The sequence below is a fragment of the Methylosinus sp. C49 genome, from assembly GCF_009936375.1.
Taxonomy (GTDB): domain Bacteria; phylum Pseudomonadota; class Alphaproteobacteria; order Rhizobiales; family Beijerinckiaceae; genus Methylosinus.
Window position 1 is genome coordinate 3,480,280 of sequence record NZ_AP022332.1, and the last position, 22,931, is coordinate 3,503,210.

Below are 22,931 nucleotides of genomic sequence, written 5' to 3' on the forward strand. Positions count from 1 at the left end.
GCCGGCGCGCCCCTTCTAGCGTCATTGCCGCCGCGAAGGAAGCCCCGCCTCCGTCAGCAGACGGTCTTGCCGCATTTGCGGGTGTTTTCGATCTTGGTTTTGAGCGGCTGGAAGCCGACCGCGCCGACGATCACTTCCTTGCCCAGAACCCAGGAGGGCGTGCCGGTCAGATTGAGGCTGTCGGCCAGCTCCATAACCTCTTTGATCGAGGCCTTGACCTCGGGGCTCTTGGAATCTTTCTCGAGCTTGGCCGTGTCGGCTCCCAGCTCCTTGGCGATGGCGATCGCCTGCGCCTTGCCGACGGCGCCGCGCGTATTGAGCAGCTTTCGGTGGAATTCATAGAATTTCTCGGGCTTGAGCTGCAGCCGCGCGGCGGTCGCGATCTCCGCCGCCTCGACCGAGCCGGCGCCGAGAACCGGGAAATCCTTCAGCACGACGCGCAGCTTGGGATCGCCCTCGATGAGCTTGGCGACATCGTCCAGCGCGCGTTTGCAATAGCCGCAGTTATAGTCGAAGAACTCGACCAAGGTGACGTCGCCGGAGGGATTGCCGATCACCGCCTGGCTGGCGGAGTTGAACAATTTGTCCGCGCCCTGCGTCACCGCTTTCTGCCGCGAATCGGCTTCGGCGACCTTCTGGCGGCGCTCGAGCTCGTCTATGGCGTCGCGAATCACCTCTGGATTGGCGAGCAGGTAATCATGGACGATCTTCTCGATTTCAGCCTTTTGCGGAACAGAGGTTTCAGCGCGCAGCGGCGCGGCGACGGCGACGAGGCCGATGACCGCGGCGGCCGCGGCGCGGACCAGAGCGCTCCGGTCGAAAATTTGGGCGAGCCGCATCGGCATGGGAAACTCCTCGAAGGGTTCGGAAACGTCGTCACGACGTTCGCTCGTCAGGGCTGAGTGCGCACGCCGTCGTTGAGCTGGAGCGAGCCGAGCCCATAGTTGAACTTGGCGTCGCCCAGCGTGCGCAATTGCAGCGACACCATGATCGTCTGGTTCCGCGAGAGACCGGAGGAGGTGTTCCCTTGGAAAACCGACGAATAATTGATGGAGAAGGTGGTGCACTCGTCCTTGTAGCCAGCCCCCAGGCCCAGCGCGGCGACCGAGAACAGCGGAGCCGATCCCGTGATGGTGCTGCCCGTCAGCGTGATATTCGTCGCCGGCGAGACGGTCAAGGAATTGTAGAGATAGCGGCTCATGTCGAAAGTGGCGGAGCCGGTGAGGAAATAATTCTTGGTGATGTCGTAGCGGCCATTCACCGACATGCCCTGCCGGCGCTGGTCGAAGCCGATGACCGCCTGCGAGGCGTAATTGGCGTATTGCAGGTTGACGGTGAGCGGATCGAGCTTGAACGAGGCGACGACATCTATGCGCCGGCCGCGCAAGCCGTCTGGATCGAAACGTCCCTTGCCGACGATGCTGAAAAATGAGGAGGGGGCGATGGCGAGGCGGCCGACCCAATCCGACGTGCGCGTGTCGAGGCCGGAGGCGAGGCCCACATTGGCCGCGTCTGCGGTGGAATAGCCGTTCTTGCCGGCGAGCTGCCGCGACTGGCCGGCGAGCGCATTGATGAAGCCGCCATTGGCGAAGGTCATGGTCGCCTGGCCGCCGTAATTGATGCGCGTGCCCGTCTCGAAACGGTCGTAGCCGGAATATTTGCTCCATTCGAACAGGTTGGAATCGTCGAAGACGAGGCTCTGCGCGTCCATGTTGACGAGCGAGGGAATCGACGACTGGTTCGGCCGCGCCACCACTTGCGCGATCGGCTCGACCACGAGATCGCCGAGACTGCTGCGCGCGAGAATGGGATAGCGCCATTCGACGCCGCCGCCCGGCGTCGCCTGACCGCGAAACACGCTGTCCGAGCCATTGACGAACAGCGACTGCGCCGAATTGGGGATCGGCTGCCAATAGCTGTTGTAGGCGGCGTAGGAATTATTGGTGTCGTAGTCGAGATAGGAGCCCGTCACCCGCGTGAAGGCGAAAGGCGCCCAGACGCCGCCGAGCGGATCGATGATTCGGCGCTGCCAGGAAGCCATCGCCGTGGCGTGCTGGTAATTGCCGCCGACGCCGCGCAGCAGACAGCCGCTCTTATAGGGGTCGGCCGAAGGCGAATAGAGCTGGCAGACATTGTAGAGGCCATAGAGCGAATCCAGCGTGCGCGGCTGAATCGACTCGTAATTGGCGATGCTGGCCGAGGTGCTGGTGAAATTGGCGTCCAGCGTGATCTGGCCGCCAATGCCGAAAGTCTTGGCCGGATCGACGTCGAAAGCGCGATTATAGTCGAGCAGCGGATGCACGACCGGCTGCTGCGCCTGCACGTCGGTCGCGGACAGTCCCTGGAAGTAGTAGCCGCGCAGGTCGAAATAGCTGCGCGGCCCCTGCCCCGTCAGATAGACGGTGGAGGACGCCTCGCGGAAGAAGTAGTTCTGCAGGAAGCTGTTGTACTGCTTGTAATCCTGCAGGAAATAGCGATCGCTGAGCGCGGTGACGTCCCAGCCGAAGCGCCAATTGTCATTGAGCGCGAATTCGCCATTGGAATAGACCGAGCCGCGCCAACGCTCGTTGCGCGCGCCATAGGGCGCGATGGTGAAGGCGCTGGGGTCGCTGACATGCGTGCCCTCGGCGCGGATGATGTAAGAGCCGTTCTCCAGCCGCTGACGGAACTCGGCCGAGAGGAAGGCCCCCTGCCGGGCGAAGCCGGTCGGCGTGATGGTGAGATCGTAATCCGGCGCGATCGCCCAATAATAGGGCACGCCGACGCCGAAGCCGAGCTGCTGGCGATAGGTCAGCTGCGGATTGAGGAAGCCGGACTTGCGCTTGACCGAGGGATCTGCCGACCAGAAATAGGGGATATAGGCGATCGGCGTCCCGAACAGCTCGAGCGAGGCGTCCTCGTAATAGATCACCTTCTCGTCATTGTCGTGGATGATGCGCTTGGCGTGCACCGTCCACAGCCGCGGCTTGGTCGGATCGTCCTGGCAGGCGTCGCAGGCCGTGTAGGCGCCCTGGTCGAAGGTCGTGACCTCGCCCGTGCGCTCGGCGTGGGGCGAGGTGAAATGGGTGCTCTCGGCGCTCTCGACCTGCAGGCTTTCGATGAAGCCGTTCTTGAAGTCGTCGGTGAAGTCGAAGCGATCGGCGTAGGCGACCGTTCCGTCCTTCTCCGTCAGCTTGGCGTGGCCCTCGGCGAAGACGCGCTGCGTGTTGCGGTCATAGACGACGCGATCCGCCTCCAGCACCCGGCCCTTGTAGAAGATCTGCACGGAACCGCGCGCGGTGACGACATTGCGGCGCTCGTCATAGGCGAGCTCCTTGGCCTCCACCACCATGCGCTGCGCGCTCTCCGCCGGCGGCGCGGCCACAGGCTGCGCGCGCGCCGTGATGGGCGCGGCGGCGAGAAAGGCCGCGAGGGCCGGGAAAAGGACAGGCAGGACCTTGGAGACGCGACGCGACACAGCCGGCGCGGAGCGGAGGCGCTCCACGCTTGGCCTATGTTCGCGAGTGCGGCGACGACGGCGAAGGCCCATCAGCCGTCCTCCGAATGCAAGAGAGCGAGCGCACCCAACATGCTTCCGACGAGAGCAGGCGACCAAGCAGCGACGAGCGGGCTTATGACGCCTGCGCCACCCAGATCGGAAAAGATTTTCGTGCCGATATAAAGCACGAAGCCCGACGCGACGCCACCCGAAATGGTCCGCGCGATTCCGCCGAATCGAAAGAATCTTAATGAAAAGGAAGCGGCCACGAGAACCATGGCGACGAGCAGCAGCGGCCGCGCGAGAAGTGTCTGAAACTGCAGCGCATAGCCGGTGGGATCGAGCCCAGCATCGCGGCTGCTGTCGCCGAGCCGCGGCAGATCCCAGAAGGGCGCCCCCTGCGGAGGCGTGGCGGCGGAGGCGAGCTGCTCGGGCGTCAGATCCGTCGCCAGCAGATAGGAGCCGACGGCGCGCGATTCCTCCCCCGGCGCGCTGACGCGGGCGTCCTCGAGCACGAAGACCCCGGCCTGCAGCCGCGCCCGACGCGCCTCGACGCGCTCCAGGAAGACTCCGTCCTTCTGATAGACATTGACGCTGACGCCATCGAGCGCGAGCCCCCCTGCCCGCACATCGACCGCATGCATGATCGCCTGGCCATCGACGCCATTGAGGCGGAACCATTTGCCGTGATCGATGCGCACGCTGCCCTCGACGCCGAAAAGATCCAGCTCCATCTGGTCGGAGCGCATCTTCATCATGGCGGAGATAGGATTATAGAGCGTGACCGAGATGATCCCGATCGTCGCCGCCACCAGCGCCGGCGGCAGCAGGAACTGCCAGACCGACATGCCGGAGGCGCGGGCCACCACCAGCTCGAGCTTGCGAGTGAGGTCGACGAAGGTCGCCATGGAGCCGAACAGCACAGCGAAGGGGAGAATCATCTCCGCAGTGGCCGGGACGCGCAGCAGCGTCATCAGCGCCACCGTGCCGGCCCCCGCCTGCGGAATGTCGCCGGCGCGCCGCAGCAGCTCCACGAAATAGACAACGAACATGAGACAGAACATGGTGACGAAGATCGCCATGATCGTCTTGGTGAAGCGCGCGGCGAGATAGCGCGTGATGGTGACGCCGATCATGCCGCCCTCGCGCGGCGCCACGGCGCCGGCACATGTCGCGCAGAATCGATCGCCATCGCCTGTCGCCGCCCCTCCCCGATGCGCGCCCATTCCGAGCCGCTTGGCTAGACGCTCCGCCGCCGCGGCGCAAGCCGAGGCCGGCGCCAGGGTCGATCGGCGGCCAGAGCAAGCTGCCCTCCGCTCGAGGCTTTTCCTGGGCGAAGCGCAGAACGAGGCGATCCTCTCTGGTGCAAAAGCGCCGAATTCGTCAGAGCGCGCCGAAGCGGGCCGCTTCGATCGCCATTGCGGATTATTGCGGGGTCGGGATGCGCCGACGCTCCCGACTTGCGCCGACGCCCTACGGCAAAAGCCGAGCGCCGACGCCATCCGGGCGCCCTTCCCACAACTGATTGATTTGATTGGCGCGCCGGTCGGGATAAAGATGCGAACACCTATGTCATTGAAGCTGACCTATGAACTCGGCAAGAGACGAGATTCCGACTGCCGAGAATTTTGGTAGAGGTAATAACATACCACCGCCAAAATCCTGAAGTCGGATCCGCCGTCCGCGCCCCCATCGCTGTGAATCGTTTCGAGCCCCCAGATTTGAACTTGCAGCCCTATCTTTTGTTCTCGATACAGGGGAGGACGGAATGGACGACAACATCACGCTCGAGTTGACGCTCCGACGCGCGGACGTCACGGCGCTAGTGGATATCCTGAACCGCCGAGTCGAAAATCTCCAGCAAATAGAAAATCACGATGGATCCGAAACGACTCCCGACGCAAAGCGAGAAAAGGACACCATCATCGCCGTCTTGATGGCGTTGGAGTCGGCCGTCGAGATGCGTCGCGACGCGAGAACGTCCGGCACGGCGCCGATCGTCGAGACACTCGCCGGCGGAAGCAGGCAATTGCCTTCTCTCGAAGCCGCTGAAGACGAAGCGCGCCGAACATTGGCGCAGGCGACCGAGTCTCTCGCTCGAGCACATGCCGCGTTCGTCGCATCGGTCGCAGGTCACGAGGGGAGCGCATCTTCTGGGGCGCCGTCGCCGATCGAGGTCGAAGAGCGTGAATTGCGGCGTGCGCAGGCTGCTCACGAAGACGCCGCCGAACGCCTCTCGGATGCGAAAAGGCGTGATGCCGAGACCGCCCGAAAAATCGCTTATGCGCGTTCCGAGCGCGCCCACGACGAAGCGGTGACGGCGCTGCGGCAATATGAACCTCTGGCGCTCGAAATGCTCAAGCTGTTCAGTCTCCTTTCGGTCCATGCCGACCTCGCTCTGGCGGATGTCGAGGCGGCCGACAAGGCCAGAATCGATCCACATACGGCAAGCGCGGTCCGGCGCCTCGAGAGCGCGATGGCGGAGCACAAGCAGGGTCACGTCGAAGGCGTGGCGAAACACGTCGCCGAGGCGTTGCATGAGCTCGAGTTGGCTTCGGGGAAGCGCCCGTTCAACCGTGCTTAGGCGCTCGTCTCCTTCGAAGGCGTCATGTCTTCGGACGTAAACTGATATTGGAAAGCTGCTGCACGTCGTCCACTTCTCGGTCTGAATTCTCAAGTCGTCAAATGTTCGATGTAGTTCGTTCCTCGCTACCTGAATCATCTCTGTATCGTCGAATTCTTCCATCTCGAGAAGAATCGGGACTTGGAACACCAAAGGCTCGCGCTCGACCTGGAACGTTATCCGGACACGGTCTCCTTTCGAGCTCGGCGCTGCCGCCTCGATGCGCACGACCTTGATCTTGAACTCGTCCATTTCAGCACCATGATGTCCGCGTCATATTTCGATCGCTCTCAGCGCGATCGTATCGACGCCATGAGTGTCTCGTCTCGGAGTGTCTCGTCTCGCTATCGATAAAATTTGATCGTGATTTCAGGAGGAACCTTTTCGACGGCATGTCTGATTTCCTCGATGACATTCGACAGCCGGGTCGCGTCGATGCTTATTCCGATACTACATCCCGGACAGATCATCCGAGCTTGTGACTTCAACTTTCCAATGGTCTGCTCGAGCTCGTGCCCGCATTGCGGACATTGGAATGCGATCCGACATGCTTCGACATCGACCATGACGAGCGTCTCCGATGTTGCCTGTTCAGTGGTTCACGCAAGACGCGCCCATCATACGTAGCTCCGTCGGACTGGACCGGCGACCGGGCAGCGACAGCCGTGGCGCCGCTCGGTTCTCTCGACTCCTACCATGTCCGCCGCCATGCTGGACTGCTTCGAAGAAGCTGGAGCCCGAACGGCGCTTGAACCTCGAGCGACGACGCGCCATATGAGTCCGATCGGGTGTCGGTCGGATGACCTTGCCGTTGTGCCGAGTGGGCGCGCGAAGCGCATCACCTCCTCTTCAATCACCGATCCATCTGGGCGTCGCACGCAGCGAGCGCCCCATTCCTCAGCGTCGGCGCATGACAGGGGCGTGAAACCATGAGGATAGCACAATGATCGCGTTCGATTATGGCGTGGAGGCGGGCTTGTTCTCTTACAAGGGGCCGAGATCTCGTCCGAATAGCCTCGGCTATAAGAGGTTCGCCCGGGCGGCGGATGCGATCCGCTTCGCGATGGAAAATGTCTCGTCCGACATGTTGCGCAGTTGCTCTCTCGAGGTGGGCGACACGCGCTACGTCGGCGCCGAGATCCGCAATCTGTATGAAAACGCTGATTACCCGCTTCTACGACGCGCCAATTCTGCCGAATGAATATGATGGCTTCAGCGGTTCCGTGACGCGCTTCGACAAGCAATTACCTGGACGAATTGATCCGCCCCAAGATATCAGCGTGACACCGACGGCCTCGAAGTGCATTATATCTAAGCGAGGCGAAAGGTGCCGCCGATGAAACCGGACACATCGTTCCCCATCGTGGGCGTCGGCGCTTCCGCCGGCGGCATCCAAGCGCTGGAGAGCCTGTTCCGCGCCATGCCGGCCAATCCGGGCATGAGCTTCGTCATCATCATGCATCTGGCTCCCGACCGGAAGAGCCTCCTCACGGATATTCTGGCGCGCCACGCCAAGATGAGCGTCGAGGTCGCGCGCGACGGTCAGGAGCTCGAAAAAGACAAGATCTATGTCATTCCGCCGGCCGCGGTCTTGACGATCGCCTTGGGGCGGCTTCGGCTGATCGCGACGGACCCCGCTCATCACGAGCGCTCGCCGATCGACGTCTTCTTCAGCGCACTCGCTCGCGACCGTGGCGAATCCGCCATCGGGGTCGTCCTGTCCGGGAGCGGCAGCGACGGCGTTCTCGGCATCAAGGCGATCAAGGAGCACGGCGGCGTCACCATGGCGCAGGCGAGCGACGGGTCGGGTCCGGGATTTGGGGGGATGCCGGGCAGCGCCATCGCCAGCGGACTGGTCGATTTTGCCATTCCGGTCGATGCGATGGCGGAAAAGCTCGTCGAGATCATACGCGATCTCGAGGAGCCGGACGATCTCGCATCCGATCGGCCAATGAACGATGACGACGGCGTCGTTCTCGAGGCGCGTCAAGCCATCTATTCGATCCTCCGTGATTCCGCGGGACATGACTTCAGCGGCTACAAGACCAAGACATTCATGCGTCGGGTCCGCCGCCGCATGCATATCCAGCAATGCGAGAAGATCGCCGATTATGTGGAGCGCCTGCGCGAGGCTCCCGAGGAGGCGATGGCGTTGTTTCGCGACCTCCTGATCAATGTCACGAGCTTTTTTCGCGATTCGGACGCATTCGACGCGCTCCGAGAAAGCGCCATCCCACGTTTGTTCGAAGGCAAAGGCGCGGCCGACACGGTGCGGGTCTGGGTTCCCGGTTGCTCCACGGGCGAAGAAGTCTATTCGATCGCGATCATTCTGCGCGAGCATATGGACGGGTTGAGAGTCGCTCCGCGCGTGACCATTTTCGCGACGGATATAGACGAGGCGGCTCTGACGATCGCGCGCGCCGCCCGCTATCCCGCCGCGCTGATGGACGCCGTTTCGGAGCAGAGACGCAGACGTTTTTTCACGGCCGAGCCCGGCAGCTATGTCGTCGTCAAGGCGGTTCGCGATCTCTGCGTCTTCTCTCCCCACAGCATCCTGCGTGACCCGCCTTTCTCGCATATGGACCTCGTCTCCTGCCGCAATCTCCTGATCTATCTCGGCGCCGATGTGCAGAGGGAGGTGATTCCGATCTTTCACTACTCCCTCCGCGCTGGGGGAATTCTCTTTTTGGGGATGTCGGAGAGCATAGGCCAATTCTCCGACCTCTTTACGCCGCTCGACAAAAAGCATTGTCTGTTCGAGGCGCGCGATCCCGGGCGGCGGGTGCGCATGCCGCATTTCATGGCGGGCTTGCACGCTCTCTCCTTCCCCGCTCCGGCATCCGGCAAGAGCAGCGCCGGATCCGCGTCACAATTGCGGCGCGCCGTGGAGGCGCGCATCGCCGAAGCATTCGCGCCTCCGCATGTCGTCGTCACCGACGACGGCGACATCATTCACTTTTCCGCCCGAACGGGCAAATATCTCGAAGCGGCGCCCGGAGCGCCGGATCGTCAGATCTTCGCGATGGCGCGCAAAGGGCTACGCCTCGATCTGCGCAGCGTGCTGCGCGAGGCGATCGAGACGCGCCGGACCGCGACGCGGCAGAATGTGAAAGTCGAAACCGACAACGGCCACACGGAGCTGGTCTCGCTGACCGCCGAGCCTCTGCCTGACCGGGAGGGCGGCAAGGCGCTTTTCTTGATTTTGTTTCAATCGAGAGAACCGTCGACGGCGGACGAGACGCCGCTCTCCCCGAGCGAACGCGAGCCGGCGGGCGACGCGGCGCGGCTCGAAAGGGAAGTGTTCGACACCCGCGAACGGCTTCAGGCGACGATCGAGGAATATGAGACGGCCCTCGAGGAGTTGAAATCGGCGAACGAAGAGCTGATCTCGATGAACGAGGAGACGCAGTCGACCAATGAGGAGCTCGAATCCTCCAAGGAGGAGCTGCAATCGCTCAATGAGGAGATGCGGACCGTCAATCATGAGCTTGAGAGCAAAATCGACGAACTAGACCGGGCCAACAGCGATCTGAGGAACGTGTTTGCGAGCACGCGCATCGCGACAATCTTCATGGATCGCAATCTCGTCATTCGGAGCTTCACGCCCGCGGCGTCGCAAATCTTCAACATTATCCCTTCGGACGCCGGAAGACCGCTCACCGACCTCGCGGCAAAGCTCGATTATCCCGAATTGACGACGGATCTTCTCGAAGTCTTGGAAACCGGTGATTCGATCGAGCGGCGGGTGCATAAGGACGACGTCGATGCGCCTTATTATCTCGCCCGGCTCACCGCCTATCGCGGTGCCTCGCGGGAGATCGACGGAGTCGTGGCGACATTCATCGACGTCACCAGCACGACGCGCTCGGAAGAGAAAGTGCAGAAGCTGCAAGCCGATCGTCTGAACTCGATGAAGGAGATGGGCACCGGCCTAGCCCATGAGATCAATCAGCCGCTCGCGGCGGCCGCGACCTATCTCCATGCGGCGCAGCGCTCGTTGAAAATGCCGTCCGAGCGGCGCCCCGCGAGCATCGAAAGCATATTGGGGAGCGCTGTGGAGCAAGTGATGTGGGCCGCGCAGATCGTCGATCATTTGCGCGAGTTCGTCTCCCGGGACGAGCCGAAAAAAACCTTCTCGAGCGTGCACAAGCTGATCGAGGAGGCTTACGAGCTCACCCTGCCGATCGCGAAGCAATCTGGAGTCCGTGGAATATTTCGGTTGAATTCGAAGGACGATCGCGCGCTCGTGGACGAGGTCCAGATCAAGCAGGTTCTGATCAATCTGATGCGCAATGCGATCGATGCGATGAGCGCTGCGGCCAAGCGGGAGCTGACGATATCGACCTCTGTGGCCGAGGGAGGCACGATCCGTGTCGATGTCGCCGATACCGGTCCCGGCGTGCCAGAAAAGATCAAGGCGAAGCTGTTCGAGCCTTTCGTCACGACGAAGACGCGCGGGATTGGCGTCGGATTGTCGATCTCACGCTCGATCGTCGAAGCGCATTACGGAAGGATATGGGCCGAATCCAATCCAAAAGGCGGAACGATCTTCAGCTTTACACTCCCTCTGGCGAAGACGGATGCGGGTTCGGTCGACGGCGCTCCAAGCCCAGAGCAGCCTTGAGAAGCTGAAGCAGCCGCCGTCGTCGTAGCGCCAGCAATGCGCCGCCGCTCGAGTGGCCGAGAACGGATACGAATGCAGAACGACAAAGAGACCACGCGGATCGAGATATTCAGCGATGGCGTCTTCGCGATCGCCATCACGCTCCTTGTGCTCGAGATCAAGCTACCCAGTCATGAAGTGGTGACGGAAAAAGGTCTCGCGCATTCGCTTGCCGCAGCTTGGCCCGGTTATCTCGCCTTCTTCATCAGCTTCGTCACCATCCTCGCCATCTGGGCGCATCATCATTGGATATTCACGACCATTCGACGAGCCGACCATCCCCTCGTCTATTGGAACGGCTTTCTATTGATGGTCGTCACGCTGGTTCCGTTCTCGACCGGATTGCTCGCGGAATATCTGCTGCATCCAGAGGCGCGCATTGCCGCGAACATTTACACTGGAAACTTTCTCGCGATTGCGTTGGCGTTTCACGGACTATGGCGGCATATCTCGAAGAGCGGCAAGCTGCGGGCGCCGCAGGCGATCGCCCCGACGCAAGACGAGGCGGCGCGTCTCACCAGGCATTACCGGCTCGGCCCCATTCTCTATCTCGGAGCGTTCACGGCCTCGTTCGTTTCGGAGGCTGCGAGCGTCTCAGCCTGCTTGCTGCTGGCGTTCTTTTTTGCGCTGCGGGGCTGGCCGACGGAAAGTCGAAGTTGAAACGGTGGCGGGCGGGATCATATTCGAGATCCCGCGGCCACTCGCAGTGCTCGAGACCGCGAGAAAGCTAGTTCCTCGAAAGGCTCCGTCACCCGGGAGGGCGCGGAGCCTTTCGCTATGGTGTCAGTGAGAGAGCCCCGGGCTCATTGCCAGTACATCCGTGGAGACGATCGTTTTATGCGATCTGAAGATTTCCCGCCGCGCTCTTTCCCGACTTGTTGTCGCGAACGAGACCGAGTTGGAGCTTCTGCCCTTCGGCCAGGGTCTGCATGCCGGCACGCTCGACCGCGGAGATATGCACAAACACATCCGAGCCGCCATTGTCAGGCTGGATGAAGTGCATGCCGCGCGCTTGGTCGACACTATGGAGCGAATGCAACGCCTGCATACGCTGCTCGTCCAGTTCGTAGGTCGCGACTAGCTCTGCCGCCGCTTTGTGGCGGTTCCGTGCGTTGGTTCGGTGACGGCGCTGTCGTTCAAAGCGGTCGACGATCCAACCCGCTTCGCCAGATCCAAAGCCTCGGAGCGTGTTTCGGACTGACATCACGCCGCATTCAGAGCGGCGATACGATCAATATCGACGGCCACATCTCCAAATGCGGCGACGGCGAAGTGCGCACGGCGCTCTACGAAGCGGCCAGCGCCATGCTCGTGCGCTCCAAGAAATGGTGCGCCGTGAAGGCGTGGGGCGTCAAGATCGCGGCAAAGCGCGGCCACAAGCGCGCCGTCGTGGCTGTCGCGCGCAAGCTCGCTGTCGTCATGCATCGGATGTGGATCGACGGCAGCGCGATCCGCTTCTCGGCGCAGGAAGAGCCCTCGGGCTCGCCGAAAAGAGGAACGAAGAGGACGCTGGCGATCGCGTCGCCGGAGTCGATCGAAGCGCGCATGAACGACAACATGACGACGAATTGACGGCGCGGGGTCGACACGAGTTCCGCCATTCGGCGGGAGAGAACCTAGTGTATCGAAGTGCATGCGGAGAACACGATATCTTGTCGGCGACGACGCCCCCTCGGAGGCCGATAGCGAGCATGAATGCATGTGTGGCCCCGCGATCCCGACGCAAAGTGTGCCCCCACCCGGCACGCGGGATTGAGCACGAAAGACTGCATGGACCCCCAGGCGTTTCTCATCGCAAACTGGCGTAGGCTGTCGCGTCGAAGAAAAGAAACGGATACTATCCCAAGACGGAAACAAACATGGCGACGAAGACAACACGAGGACGCCCGATTAAGACGGCGAGGACGCCCGATTAAGACGGCAAGATAAAGCGAACTGACGTTCGCACCTCGCGGCGCTCGTAATTTGTTGTCTGCACATTGGTTTTTGCAGGCTACAAATGCGCAGGCATGATACGGCGCGATGTGCGGCGGTTTCCGCAGAATCGAAATTCGTTCGTGTTCGCAGCGTGATAGACGCTGGCGTTCGAGAGGCGCCACGTGGCATGTCCCGCCGGCTCTACGCTACAGCCGGTATTTTCACGCCCGATTGCGATCGGCGTTCGAGGACGGTTGCGCAGGCGGATTTCGACGCCGATCGTCTCGCCATGGCGAGCGACGACAGAGACGATTTCCACATTCGACCCGGCCGGTCCCGAGCTGGCGGAAGGAGCGTCCGTCCGCGCTCGCTTTCCTTCGTCCGGCAGGTCGAGATCGCCGTCCGAAAGGCCGGCGGTGATCCCTGCCGGATCGGCCGAGGCTTCGCGGACGCAGTCGGCCGGAAAGGAGGAGAAGGAAGCGGCCGGTTCAACGCGCGGGGACGAGGCGCGAAGGTGGCGGCGGCCCTTCCGAGAGATGGCGGTGGCTGGCAACGCGACTCCGCCGGACGGTTTCGAACGCGTCGCGTCGTCGTCAAGGCGCGCGTCGTGAAGCTCAACCCGCAACGCGGAACGCGCGGTCCGAAAATGCGCGGCGCGATGAGCAAGGCCGTCGACGCCCATCTCCGCTATCTCGAACGTGATGGCGTCACCCGCGACGGCGAGAAGGGGCGCGCCTATTCCGCTTTCGAGAACGAGGCGGACGGCCGCGCCTTCGTCGAACGCGGGCGCGAAGATCGCCACCAATTCCGCTTCATCGTCGCGCCGGAGGACGCCGGCGACATGGCCGATCTGCGGGGCTTCACCCGCGACCTCATGCGGCAGGTAGAGAAGGACCTCGACACGAGCCTCGACTGGATCGCTGTCGACCATCACAACACCGGCCATCCTCACACCCACATCATCGTCCGGGGCGTGCTCGACGACGGCCGTATCCTCAATATAGCCGGCGACTATATCGCTCACGGCGTTCGTCATCGGGCGAGCGAGCTCGTCACGCTGGAGCTCGGCCATCAGAGCGAGATCGAGCTTCAGACGAAGCTCGCGAATGAAGTTGCGGTCGAGCGACTGACGCGGCTCGACAAGATGCTGCTCGCCGAGCAGCGCGAACACGGCGTCATTGAACTCAGGCTCGGGGAAGGCGCCTCCTATCTCGTCCGAGAGAACCGGGCGCTGCTACTCGGCCGCGTGCGGCGTTTAGAGCGCCACGGGCTCGCTGCCGAACTCGAGACGGAGCGGTGGGCGATTTCCGACCGTGCGGAGCAGATGCTGAAGGAACTCGGCGTTCGCAACGAAGCGATCGAGACCATCCGCCGGGCGCTGGCCAGTCACGGTCTGGCGGACGAGCGCGGCGTCGGGCAATATGTTTGCCACGGGGAGACCGGAAAGGAGCCGATCGTCGGTCGGGTGTTGGCCAAAGGGCTGGCCGGCGACGAGTTGAGTGAGCGGGTCTATCTCGTCGTCGACGGCGTCGACGGACGAGTCCATCACATGGAGTTCGCCGATCCGACCCGCATCGAGGAGGTCGGCCGAGGCATGATCGTCGAAGCCGCGCCCGCCGTTTCCGGTCAGAGGCCCGCCGACCGCAACATCGCCATCGTCGCGGAGAACGACGGCGTCTACCGGCCGAGCGCTCATCTCGAACGCATTCGCGAGAGCTTCGAGCGGCAGGGCAAGGACCCGGACGCATTCGTTCGCTTCCATGTCCGCCGGCTGGAGGCGCTGCGCCGGGCCGGGCACGTCGAACGCGTCGACGCGGAGCATTGGCGCGTCCCGAAGGATATCGTCGAGCGCGGCCGAGCCTATGACCTCGCTCAAGGTGGCGACGGCCTTCGCGTGCGCACGCTCTCGACCTTCGATCTCGAACGGCAGATCGCGAGCGACGGAGCGACATGGCTCGACCGTGAACTCGTCGCCGACAAGCAGACTTCGTTAGTAGAAGCAGGCTTCGGTCGGGACGTGAAGAATGCGCTCCACCGGCGCGGAGAGCGGTTGGTGGAAATGGGCCTCGCCACGGACAATGGAAAATCCATCTCTATCGCTCGCGGCGCTATCGCTACGTTGGAGCGGCGGGAGGTGGAACGTGTCGGCCGTCAGATGGCCGCCGAGCGCGGGCTGTCGTATTCGCCGAGCGGGCCGGGCGAATATGTCTCGGGGCGGCTGGCTGGCGTCGCCAATCTCGCCAGCGGGCGCTTCGCTATGATCGAGGATGGCCTCGGCTTCCAGCTCGTGCCCTGGCAGCCCGTTCTCGAAAAGCGCATCGGCCATTATCTCAGCGGCGTTCACCGCGATGGCGGCGGCATCGAGTGGGACCTCGGCCGGAAGCGCGGGCTGGGACTGTGATGAAAGCCTCGAGCCCCGTGCAACCGCACCCCAGCCGATGCAAAAGATTGGTCGGAACTTGTCAATGTCGAAACGCGACGGCTCGTGATGGCGGGCGTCCGTCCACGGTCTCACTTTGTCGGTGTTGCGCAGGAAAGCGCATCGTGGCGTAAAATTAGGCCATTCTTGTTCGAGACCGAGCGCGCGATCCTGGCGGGATGTCGCGAGCGCGTGCAAATCCTCTCGATCCTTGCTGCGTCGGCGCCGATCGCCGCGTCGCGTCGACTCGGATTCACGCCCGGTCGAATATCGATCGAAAGGCGCAACGAGACCTCGAAGCGTGGACCGTCACCGACGATTGGCCCGAAGATATCCCGGTCACGCGCGCCGAGGTCGATGTAATCGAGGCGTGGCTCGGCGACTTGTTCGACAACCTATTTCGGCGGCATCGATGACGGATCTGAAAATCACTTGCTGTCGAATAGTCAGTCGATCGCTCATCGTGCAGGCTCGATACGTCCCCGCCGCTTGCGTCAAGCCGAATGTCCCTACAACGTGAAGAAGTCGACTCGATATCTGACGTCGATGACGTGCTTACGGGCGAGCTATCGCCCGAGAACGTCCGTTGACGAACGGGGTCGAGACGACACAATAAAGGCCCTTTCTCGGCGCATTTTTTCTTCACGTCGACGTTAAGCGCGCAGGAGCTTCGTATGGCCGATTCGTTTCGGGCCGCCCTCTATCTACGCGTCTCGACGACGCGGCAGGCGGAGGTCGACCTCTCCATCCCCGACCAACAGGCGCAGACGAGCGCCTATTGCGCGCGCCATAGTTGGCGCATCGTCGCCGAATATGTCGAGCCCGGCGCTTCCGCCATGGACGACCATCGGCCAGAGTTTCAGCGCATGATCGAGCGCGCTTGCGACGACGATCATCCGATCGACGTCATCGTCGTCCATTCGTTCTCTCGCTTCTTCCGCGACGCCTTCGGCCTAGAAATGTATGTGCGCAGGCTCGCCAAGCACAATGTGCGGCTCGTCTCGATCACCCAGGAGCTCGGCGACGACCCGGCGCAGGTGATGATGCGGCAGGTCATCGCGCTGTTCGACGAATATCAGAGTCGCGAGAACGGCAAGCATGTCTTGCGCGCGATGAAGGAGAACGCCCGCCAGGGATTCTACAACGGCTCACGCCTGCCGCTCGGCTACGCGCTCGCCGAGGTGGAGAAGCGCGGACACCGGACCAAGAAAAAGCTCATCGTCGATCCTGTCGAGGCCGAGACCGTGCGGATGATCTACCGCTTGTATCTCGAAGGCGAGGCCGGCAAGGGGCCGATGGGCGTCAAGGAGGTGACGAAGACGCTCAATGGGCGCGGGCTGAGAACGCGACTCGGCGCGCGCTTCGGCGTCGCGTCGGTCCACAAGGTCTTGACCAATCCGGTCTATGCCGGCCGGTGGCGCTTCAACAAGCGCGAGGCCAAAACCGGGAGAGCCAAAGCCGAAAACGAAGTCATCGAGATCGCCGTTCCGCCGATCATCGAAACGGCCGTGTTCGACAAGGCCCAGGCGAGCCTGAAAGCCCGTGACCCGCGCGTCCTGCCGCCTCGCGTCGTCACCGGCCCCATCCTCCTTACCGGACTCGCCGTCTGCGCTACTTGCGGCGGCGCGATGACGCTGCGCACCGGGACCTCGAAGAGCGGCAAGGTGCATCGCTATTACAGCTGCTCCACCGCCGCCCGCGTCGGCAAGGCCGGCTGCAAGGGGCGCTCGATCCCGATGGACCGGCTCGACGGGCTGGTCACGACCCATCTCGCCGACCGGCTGTTCGGCCCGAATCGGCTGGCCGGTATCTTGACCTCCCTGGCCCAGAAGCGCGCCGCCGGCGACGACGAGGTTCGCAGTCGAGTGGAAGCCCTCCAAGCGGAAATCGCCCAGTCTGAGGACAGACTGAAGCGCCTCTACAAAATGGTCGAGGATGGCGTCACCGACATGGACGATCTGCTTCGAGAACGTCTCGCCGCGCTCAAATCCGAGCGCGAGCGGGCGAAAGCCGCGCTGGAGCGGATCAAAGCCCAGTCCGCGCCGTCAATCGTGCTCGAACCGGACCACCTCGAGCGATTCGGGACGTTCATGCGCGAAAAGATCACGGTCGGCGAAACGTCGTTCCGTAAGGCCTATTTGCGAGCGGTCGTCGAGGCCGTAGAGGTCGACGACCACGTCATCCGCATTCACGGCTCGAAAACCAGCCTCGAACAGGCAGTCGTCGCCGGAGAGCAAATCGGCAAGGGTGTTCGCGGTTTTATACGCAAATGGCGCTCCCTACCGGACTCGAACCGGTGTTTTCGCCGTGAGAGGGCGACGTCCTGGGCCACTAGACGAAGGGAGCGGACGAGGGGGTCTATAGACTGCTCCGGTCGGTCGAGCAAGAGGTTATCCGAACCAAATTGCTCGTCATTCACCGCCCCGCCGAAGCCCGGCGGGGCGGCGGTCTCGTCAGGCCTCGTAATAATCCTTCACCAGGCGGTCCAGCAGCCGCACGCCCCAGCCGGAAGCCCAGCTCTGGTTGATGTCGGAGGCCGGCGAGCCCATGCCCGTGCCGGCGATGTCGAGATGCGCCCAAGGGGTCTTGTCGACGAATCGCTCCAGAAATTGCGCCGCCGTGATCGAGCCGGCGTGGCGGCCGCCCGTGTTCTTCATATCGGCGAATTTCGAATCGACGAGCTTGTCATAGGCCGGCCCCATCGGCAGCCGCCAGAGCTTCTCGCCGGTGGCCTTGCCCGCGTCGAGAATGCGGCCCGCCAGTTCGTCATTGTTGGAGAAGAGGCCGGCGTGCTCCTGGCCCAGCGCCACCAGAATGGCGCCGGTCAGCGTCGCCAGATCGATGATGAAGGCGGGCTTGTATTTGTCCTTCACGTGCCAGAGCGCGTCGGCGAGCACGAGGCGGCCTTCCGCATCGGTGTTGATGATCTCGATCGTCTGGCCGGAGAGCGAGGTGACGATGTCGCCCGGCCGCTGCGCCTCGCCCGAGGGCATGTTCTCGACGAGGCCGAGCACGCCGATGACATTGGCCTTGGCCTTGCGCGTGGCGAGCGCGTGGAGAAGGCCGGTCACGGCTGCGGCGCCTGCCATGTCCCCCTTCATATCCTCCATGCTGGCGGCCGGCTTGATGGAGATGCCGCCAGTGTCGAAGCAGACGCCCTTGCCGACGAAGGCGATGGGCTGCGCGCCGGGGGCGCCGCCGTTCCAGCGCAGCACCACCACACGGCTCGGATGGACGGAGCCCTGGCCGACGCCGAGCAGCGCGCGGAAGCCCAGCGCCTGCAGCGCCGGAACGTCCAGAATCTCCACCTCGACGCCGAGAGCGGCGAGCTTGGCGGCGCGGCGCGCGAATTCTTCCGGGAAGAGGACATTGGCCGGCTCATTGACGAGATCGCGGGCGATGACGACGCCCTCGGCGAGGCCGAGCGACTGCCCGACCGCCGCGCGCGCCGTCTCCGGATCGGCGACTGCGAGCGCTATGTCGCTCGCGCCGTCGCGTTCCGTATCGTCTTTCTTCTTCTTGGTGCGGTAGAGGTCGAACTTATAGGCGCGCAGCTCCGCGCCGAGCGCGAATTGGCCGGCCGCCGCGGCGGGATCGGCCGGGGCCTCCGGCGGATCGAAGACGACGAGCGCATTCTGGCCCTGGCCGAGCTTGGCGGCCAGCTGGCCGCCGAGGCCGAGAAAATCGTCGAAAGCCTCGGCCTTGTCGGACGAATCGCCCTCAGTGGCGGCGCCGACGCCGATCACGAGCAGACGGCCGACCGAGGGAAGCCCCTGCGGCGCATAGAGTTCGAGCGAGGTTCCGCGCTTGCCGGTGAATTTCGCCGCGGCGGCGGCGCGGCTCAGCTGCGGAAGCGCCTCTTTGAGAATGGTCTCGGATTCCGAGCCGAAGCGAAGCTTGGCGCCGGCGAGAGCGACGAGAACGAGAGGTTTGCCGCCATCCTCCGAAGCCGCCGCCAGGCGTCGCTCCACCTCGCCGAAAGACACAGTCTCGATTTTCACATAGGCGGACATCTTCTAACCTCTCATAGGGAAAACAGGCGCTTGCCGCATTTGCGCGGAGTCGTTGCCGCACTATCGTCCCGACGGCGCCGAGGGTCAACGCTCGTCAGAATTTGGCCGCGGTCTCCGCCAGCGGCGCCATCGCCCGGAGCCGGCTCGCGACGCGACCTCCATTCTGGTCTCGACCGCCACTTCGGGTGGACGACGAAAGCTTTGCCTTTTATGAGTCGCCGCCTCGGACGGCGTGCAGCCCCGAGTCGAAATTCCCTCCGTTCAGCCCCGGACTCGTGAGCAGAGGGAGAAAGGCGTCACCCTTGAGCAGATCCGTCGCCGATCGGCCGGAGGCCGGCGCGCCCGCATTTCCCGTGCTGGGCGCGATCAGCTTCTGCCATTTTCTGAACGATATGATGCAGTCGCTGCTGCCGGCGATCTATCCGCTGCTGAAGGGCGGGTTCGATCTCGATTTCGGGCAGATCGGCCTGCTCAGCCTCGCCTATCAGATCACCGCCTCGCTGCTGCAGCCGCTGGTCGGCCTCTACACGGATCGCCGCCCGCAGCCATTCTCGCTGGTCGTCGGCATGGGCTCGACCCTGTGCGGACTCCTCGGCCTCGCCTTCGCGCCGAGCTATCCGGCGCTGCTCGCAGCGGCGATGCTGCTCGGCGTCGGCTCCTCCATCTTCCATCCCGAATCCTCGCGCATCGCCCGCATTGCCTCGGGCGGCGCGCATGGCCTCGCGCAATCGCTGTTTCAGGTCGGCGGCAATTTCGGCTCCTCGCTCGGACCATTGCTCGCGGCTTTCTTCATTCTGCCGCGCGGACAGAGCAGCCTCGCCTGGTTCGCGCTCGTCGCGCTCGGCGGCATTTGCGTGGTGACGCCGCTCGGACATTGGATTCGCAGCAATGGCCATGCGCGCAGCCGATCCGGCGCGGCGACGCGCTCCGGCATGGGGCTCTCGCCCGCGCAGCGCCGCCGCACGCTCGCTGTTCTCATCGCGCTGATGTTCTCGAAATTCGTCTATCTCGCCGGGCTCAGCAATTATTATGTCTTCTATCTGATGAGCCGCTTCGACACCTCGCCGCAGGACTCGCAAATCTATCTGTTCGTCTTTCTCGCCACATCGGCGGGAGGCACGGTCATCGGCGGCGCCCTGGGCGATCGGCTCGGCCGCAAGCGCGTGATCTGGGGCTCCATTCTCGGCGTCCTGCCCTTCACTCTCGCCCTGCCCTATGTCGGCCTGCCGGCGACGGTGGGCCTCAGCGCGGTGATCGGCTTCATGCTGTCATCGGCCTTTCCGGCGATTCTCGTCTATGCGCAGGAGCTGACGCCCAATCGCATCGGCGCGGTCTCGGGCCTCTTCTTCGGCTTCGCATTCGGCATGAGCGGACTCGGCGCGGCGGCGCTGGGCGCGCTCGCGGATCGCACGAGCATCGAATTCGTCTATCAGATCTGCTCTTTCCTGCCGCTGATCGGGCTGCTCGCGATCTTCCTTCCGGCAGGCCACGCAAAGCCGCGAGCGTGATCGCCCGCGCTCTCTTCGGCCACAGATAGTCGACCGTCGGCGCGTCAGCCGATGGTTTCGATCGAGGCGCGTCGAATCTTATCCGCTATCGCGGCGATATCGATGAAGTCATCGGCCTGGCGCCGCAATTCCTCGGCGATGATCGGCGGATGCGTCTTGATCGTGGAAGCGACGGAAACGCGCACGCCCTTGCGCTGGACAGCGCCGATGAGCGCTCGATAGGCGCCATTGCCCGACACCAATGTCATCGCATCGACATGCTCGGCCATCGCCATGGCGGCGACGGCGAGATCGACGTCTATGCTTCCCCTGAATCGACGCCGGCCGAAGCCGTCGATCGTTTCCGCGATCGGCTTCGCGACGACGACATATCCATTATAGGCGAGCCAGTCCGTCAGCCGATTTATGGCTCCATTGGATTGCGTGTCGCTCAACGCCACATAATAGAAAGCCTGAGCGGAGGACGCTTTTCCGCGCAGCGCGCGCAGCAGCCGGGCGTAGTCGAGATCTATGCCGAGACAGCTGACCGTCAGATGAAGATTCGCGCCGTCGATGAATATTGCGCTTCGCATTTTCTGTCTCGCAACCGCATGCGCCGCTCGGACGGCGTCAAAAAAGCTCGAAGACGAGAATTCCGAGAATCAGCAGAAAGCCGGCGAGATCGACGACGACGAGCCCATTGGCCAAGAGGCGGAGAATGCCGTCGGCTCTCTCGACTAGCGGCTGGATCATCATGATGATCGACAGATTCATGCAGGCTCCTGTTACGGCCTATTGCAAAAAGCGCTGGCCGCGCCGACGATTCGCGCCTGATAGGCGTCTCTCGTCACCAGCTCCAGCAGCGCATCCGCGGCGTCGTCCCATGTGAGATAGGAAGCTTCGCCGCGCGTCGGCGCCTCGCGCGAGAGGCGCAGAATTTCATGGGCGAGGTCGACCGGATCGAGAAGATCGAAATAGCGGACATCGGGTCCGGCGATTTCACGAAAGACCGGAATATCCGAGGCGATGACGGGGATTCCGCGCCGGCCGGCCTCGACGAGCGGCAGGCCGAATCCTTCGACCATGGACGGAAAGATCAAGCCGCGGGCATGCTCGTAGCAATGTCGAAGATCGGCGTCGCTCGCATCGTTCAGCCAGAAGAGACGGCGGCCGAGCTCGGGATGGTCGTTGATGTCGCGCTGAAGCGCCTCGCTCTGCCAGCCGGGACGGCCGATGATGACATAGCGCGCGTCGAGAACATTGGAGCGCCACAGAATATCGAAGGCCTCGAGCGCGATCGGATAGGCTTTTCTGGGCTCGAGCGTGCCGACGCTCAAGAAGATGGGCGTGTCGCCCGCTGTTATCTCACGCGCTTCGGCGGAGACGGATTTATCGGCCTGCTCGTCGAAATCCGCGCCGAGCCGCCACCAGCCGACGCGCAGATCCGGCTTCGTCCGCGCGCCCTCACGCGAGATATGGGTAACGACATCATCGGCCACGCTTCGCGAAATGCAGAGGATGCGATCGCTCTTCAGCACGATGGATTCGAACCATGTCTTGAATTGATCCGTCATCGGCGCGGCGACGCTGAGCGGCTGCGTCAGCGGTATGAGATCATAGACCAGAGTGACGAGCTGTCCGCCCGCGGCCGTCAGCTTTTCGATGATCGGAACATATTCGTCCGTCGCCAGCCAGCTCGCGTCCAAGATCAGGAATTTGTCGCCCTTGCGAAATTCTATCGGCGGCAGCGGCGCGCGGCGCTCGAAATAGGGCGCGAGCCGTCCATTCTGGATCACCACGGGGAGCGCGCCTTCGCCGCGCATCGAACGCTTGGCGATCTCGCGAACGACGCGTTGAATCCCCTGATTGCCGCCGTGTCGATAGGTCGGCGTCACATCGATGAAGAGCCGCGGCGACGTGGAGTCGAGAATGGCGCAAGTCGGATCGTCGCCGCCGAGCGGATTGCGCGGATGCCGCGGCGCGGGAATGCGCTTGCGCGTGCCGTCGTGCAAATGCCCCAAGCCCAGGAGGCGCGTCGCGGTCCAGACGAACTCCTTGATCTTCAGATAGCAATGCGCGGTGACGGGATCGATGGCGCCGGCGACGCGCTGGCGATGAAGCTCGAGATGCTCCTTCTGGATCTGCTGGGCGAGATAGAGCGCGATCCGCGTCGCATCGTCCTGCTGGCGCGCGATGTCGTCGGAGAGCCCCGCAGAGCCTGCATTTTTCAGAAAATCCGGCATTGCATGCATGTTCATGGCTCGAAGTTTCCCGAATGCTCCGACGATCGCCGCCGTCTCGCGCCCCTCGACAGCTCATCGAGGACTCGCG

At 63.1% G+C, this 22,931-nt stretch carries 17 protein-coding genes, 1 tRNA gene and 1 pseudogene; 8 read left to right on the forward strand and 11 right to left on the reverse strand.

The window, feature by feature from the left end:
• Positions 1-53 precede the first annotated feature (53 nt).
• The 3 genes from GYH34_RS16395 to lptG all read right to left on the reverse strand — a co-directional run bounded on the left by GYH34_RS16395 (position 54) and on the right by lptG (position 4,614).
• Positions 54-845 (reverse strand): DsbA family protein, encoded by a 792-nt coding sequence (locus GYH34_RS16395; protein WP_161914514.1) that lies wholly within the window; start codon positions 843-845, stop codon positions 54-56.
• 47 nt (positions 846-892) lie between these two features.
• A complete protein-coding gene (locus GYH34_RS16400) occupies positions 893-3,457 on the reverse strand; it encodes an LPS-assembly protein LptD (protein ID WP_244635169.1) in 2,565 nt (854 codons plus the stop codon).
• Between the two features lie 71 nt (positions 3,458-3,528).
• The gene (gene lptG / locus GYH34_RS16405) at positions 3,529-4,614 is read right to left on the reverse strand and encodes an LPS export ABC transporter permease LptG (RefSeq protein WP_161914516.1); all 1,086 of its coding nucleotides are present in this window, start codon (positions 4,612-4,614) and stop codon (positions 3,529-3,531) included.
• A 632-nt stretch (positions 4,615-5,246) separates the two neighbouring features.
• Between lptG and GYH34_RS16410 the strand changes: the two genes are divergently transcribed.
• The 4 genes from GYH34_RS16410 to GYH34_RS16425 all read left to right on the forward strand — a co-directional run bounded on the left by GYH34_RS16410 (position 5,247) and on the right by GYH34_RS16425 (position 11,424).
• Complete coding sequence (locus tag GYH34_RS16410; protein ID WP_161914517.1) at positions 5,247-6,062, forward strand: hypothetical protein; 816 nt, start codon at positions 5,247-5,249, stop codon at positions 6,060-6,062.
• 982 nt (positions 6,063-7,044) lie between these two features.
• Positions 7,045-7,302 carry a hypothetical protein gene (locus GYH34_RS16415; RefSeq protein WP_161914518.1) on the forward strand — a complete coding sequence of 86 codons (258 nt, stop codon included), beginning with the start codon at positions 7,045-7,047 and terminating at the stop codon, positions 7,300-7,302.
• 135 nt (positions 7,303-7,437) lie between these two features.
• The gene (locus GYH34_RS16420; protein ID WP_161914519.1) at positions 7,438-10,725 is read left to right on the forward strand and encodes a chemotaxis protein CheB; all 3,288 of its coding nucleotides are present in this window, start codon (positions 7,438-7,440) and stop codon (positions 10,723-10,725) included.
• Between the two features lie 72 nt (positions 10,726-10,797).
• On the forward strand, positions 10,798-11,424 hold the full coding sequence (locus GYH34_RS16425; RefSeq protein ID WP_161914520.1) for a TMEM175 family protein: 627 nt from the start codon (positions 10,798-10,800) through the stop codon (positions 11,422-11,424).
• Positions 11,425-11,599: 175 nt separating this feature from the next.
• On the opposite strand, the gene GYH34_RS16430 is transcribed toward GYH34_RS16425, so the two are convergent.
• Complete coding sequence (locus GYH34_RS16430) at positions 11,600-11,812, reverse strand: cold shock domain-containing protein (RefSeq protein ID WP_161914521.1); 213 nt, start codon at positions 11,810-11,812, stop codon at positions 11,600-11,602.
• Positions 11,813-11,871: 59 nt separating this feature from the next.
• Between GYH34_RS16430 and GYH34_RS16435 the strand changes: the two genes are divergently transcribed.
• A complete protein-coding gene (locus GYH34_RS16435; RefSeq protein ID WP_161914522.1) occupies positions 11,872-12,336 on the forward strand; it encodes a transposase in 465 nt (154 codons plus the stop codon).
• Positions 12,337-12,757: 421 nt separating this feature from the next.
• Here GYH34_RS16435 and GYH34_RS21980 read toward each other — a convergent pair whose 3' ends face one another.
• The gene (locus tag GYH34_RS21980; RefSeq protein WP_244635170.1) at positions 12,758-13,363 is read right to left on the reverse strand and encodes a hypothetical protein; all 606 of its coding nucleotides are present in this window, start codon (positions 13,361-13,363) and stop codon (positions 12,758-12,760) included.
• On the opposite strand from GYH34_RS21980, the gene GYH34_RS16440 reads away from it, so the two are divergent.
• Together GYH34_RS16440 and GYH34_RS22245 are read left to right on the forward strand one after the other, a co-directional pair.
• Positions 13,340-15,082 (forward strand): DUF3363 domain-containing protein, encoded by a 1,743-nt coding sequence (locus tag GYH34_RS16440; RefSeq protein ID WP_244635172.1) that lies wholly within the window; start codon positions 13,340-13,342, stop codon positions 15,080-15,082. The two genes, GYH34_RS21980 and GYH34_RS16440, sit on opposite strands and share 24 nt — an antisense overlap.
• A 692-nt stretch (positions 15,083-15,774) precedes the next feature.
• Positions 15,775-16,812: pseudogene (locus GYH34_RS22245) on the forward strand (recombinase family protein); the annotation flags it as partial.
• 333 nt (positions 16,813-17,145) lie between these two features.
• Here GYH34_RS22245 and GYH34_RS22250 read toward each other — a convergent pair.
• From GYH34_RS22250 to GYH34_RS16455, 3 genes are all read right to left on the reverse strand, one after another.
• On the reverse strand, positions 17,146-17,337 hold the full coding sequence (locus GYH34_RS22250) for a hypothetical protein (RefSeq protein ID WP_348983900.1): 192 nt from the start codon (positions 17,335-17,337) through the stop codon (positions 17,146-17,148).
• Between the two features lie 33 nt (positions 17,338-17,370).
• Positions 17,371-17,446: transfer RNA gene (locus tag GYH34_RS16450), tRNA-Glu, on the reverse strand.
• Between the two features lie 107 nt (positions 17,447-17,553).
• Positions 17,554-19,113 (reverse strand): leucyl aminopeptidase, encoded by a 1,560-nt coding sequence (locus GYH34_RS16455; RefSeq protein ID WP_161914523.1) that lies wholly within the window; start codon positions 19,111-19,113, stop codon positions 17,554-17,556.
• A gap of 302 nt (positions 19,114-19,415) precedes the next feature.
• Between GYH34_RS16455 and GYH34_RS16460 the strand changes: the two genes are divergently transcribed.
• Positions 19,416-20,621, forward strand: coding sequence for an MFS transporter (locus tag GYH34_RS16460; protein WP_161914524.1), 1,206 nt, complete (start codon positions 19,416-19,418; stop codon positions 20,619-20,621).
• A gap of 44 nt (positions 20,622-20,665) precedes the next feature.
• Here the strand turns inward: GYH34_RS16460 and GYH34_RS16465 are convergent, their stop codons facing one another.
• The 3 genes from GYH34_RS16465 to GYH34_RS16475 are packed head-to-tail and all read right to left on the reverse strand — an operon-like array spanning position 20,666 to position 22,858.
• Positions 20,666-21,193, reverse strand: a complete 528-nt coding sequence (locus GYH34_RS16465) for an NYN domain-containing protein (RefSeq protein WP_161914525.1) — start codon at positions 21,191-21,193, stop codon at positions 20,666-20,668.
• 37 nt (positions 21,194-21,230) lie between these two features.
• On the reverse strand, positions 21,231-21,374 hold the full coding sequence (locus tag GYH34_RS16470; protein ID WP_156967892.1) for a hypothetical protein: 144 nt from the start codon (positions 21,372-21,374) through the stop codon (positions 21,231-21,233).
• Positions 21,375-21,385: 11 nt separating this feature from the next.
• Entirely contained in the window at positions 21,386-22,858 is a 1,473-nt protein-coding gene (locus tag GYH34_RS16475; RefSeq protein WP_244635174.1) for a glycosyltransferase family 1 protein, read from the reverse strand.
• Between the last annotated feature and the right edge of the window lie 73 nt (positions 22,859-22,931).

Bases quoted from the DNA above. Each gene is read 5' to 3' on its own strand.
- GYH34_RS16395 (WP_161914514.1), bottom strand. From the start codon at position 845: ATGCCGATGCGGCTCGCCCAAATTTTCGACCGGAGCGCTCTGGTCCGC.
- lptG (WP_161914516.1), bottom strand. From the start codon at position 4,614: ATGATCGGCGTCACCATCACGCGCTATCTCGCCGCGCGCTTCACCAAG.
- GYH34_RS16410 (WP_161914517.1), top strand. From the start codon at position 5,247: ATGGACGACAACATCACGCTCGAGTTGACGCTCCGACGCGCGGACGTC.
- GYH34_RS16415 (WP_161914518.1), top strand. From the start codon at position 7,045: ATGATCGCGTTCGATTATGGCGTGGAGGCGGGCTTGTTCTCTTACAAG.
- GYH34_RS16420 (WP_161914519.1), top strand. From the start codon at position 7,438: ATGAAACCGGACACATCGTTCCCCATCGTGGGCGTCGGCGCTTCCGCC.
- GYH34_RS16425 (WP_161914520.1), top strand. From the start codon at position 10,798: ATGCAGAACGACAAAGAGACCACGCGGATCGAGATATTCAGCGATGGC.
- GYH34_RS16430 (WP_161914521.1), bottom strand. From the start codon at position 11,812: ATGCAGGCGTTGCATTCGCTCCATAGTGTCGACCAAGCGCGCGGCATG.
- GYH34_RS16440 (WP_244635172.1), top strand. From the start codon at position 13,340: ATGAGCAAGGCCGTCGACGCCCATCTCCGCTATCTCGAACGTGATGGC.
- GYH34_RS21980 (WP_244635170.1), bottom strand. From the start codon at position 13,363: ATGGGCGTCGACGGCCTTGCTCATCGCGCCGCGCATTTTCGGACCGCG.
- GYH34_RS16455 (WP_161914523.1), bottom strand. From the start codon at position 19,113: ATGTCCGCCTATGTGAAAATCGAGACTGTGTCTTTCGGCGAGGTGGAG.
- GYH34_RS16465 (WP_161914525.1), bottom strand. From the start codon at position 21,193: ATGCGAAGCGCAATATTCATCGACGGCGCGAATCTTCATCTGACGGTC.
- GYH34_RS16470 (WP_156967892.1), bottom strand. From the start codon at position 21,374: ATGAATCTGTCGATCATCATGATGATCCAGCCGCTAGTCGAGAGAGCC.
- GYH34_RS16475 (WP_244635174.1), bottom strand. From the start codon at position 22,858: ATGAACATGCATGCAATGCCGGATTTTCTGAAAAATGCAGGCTCTGCG.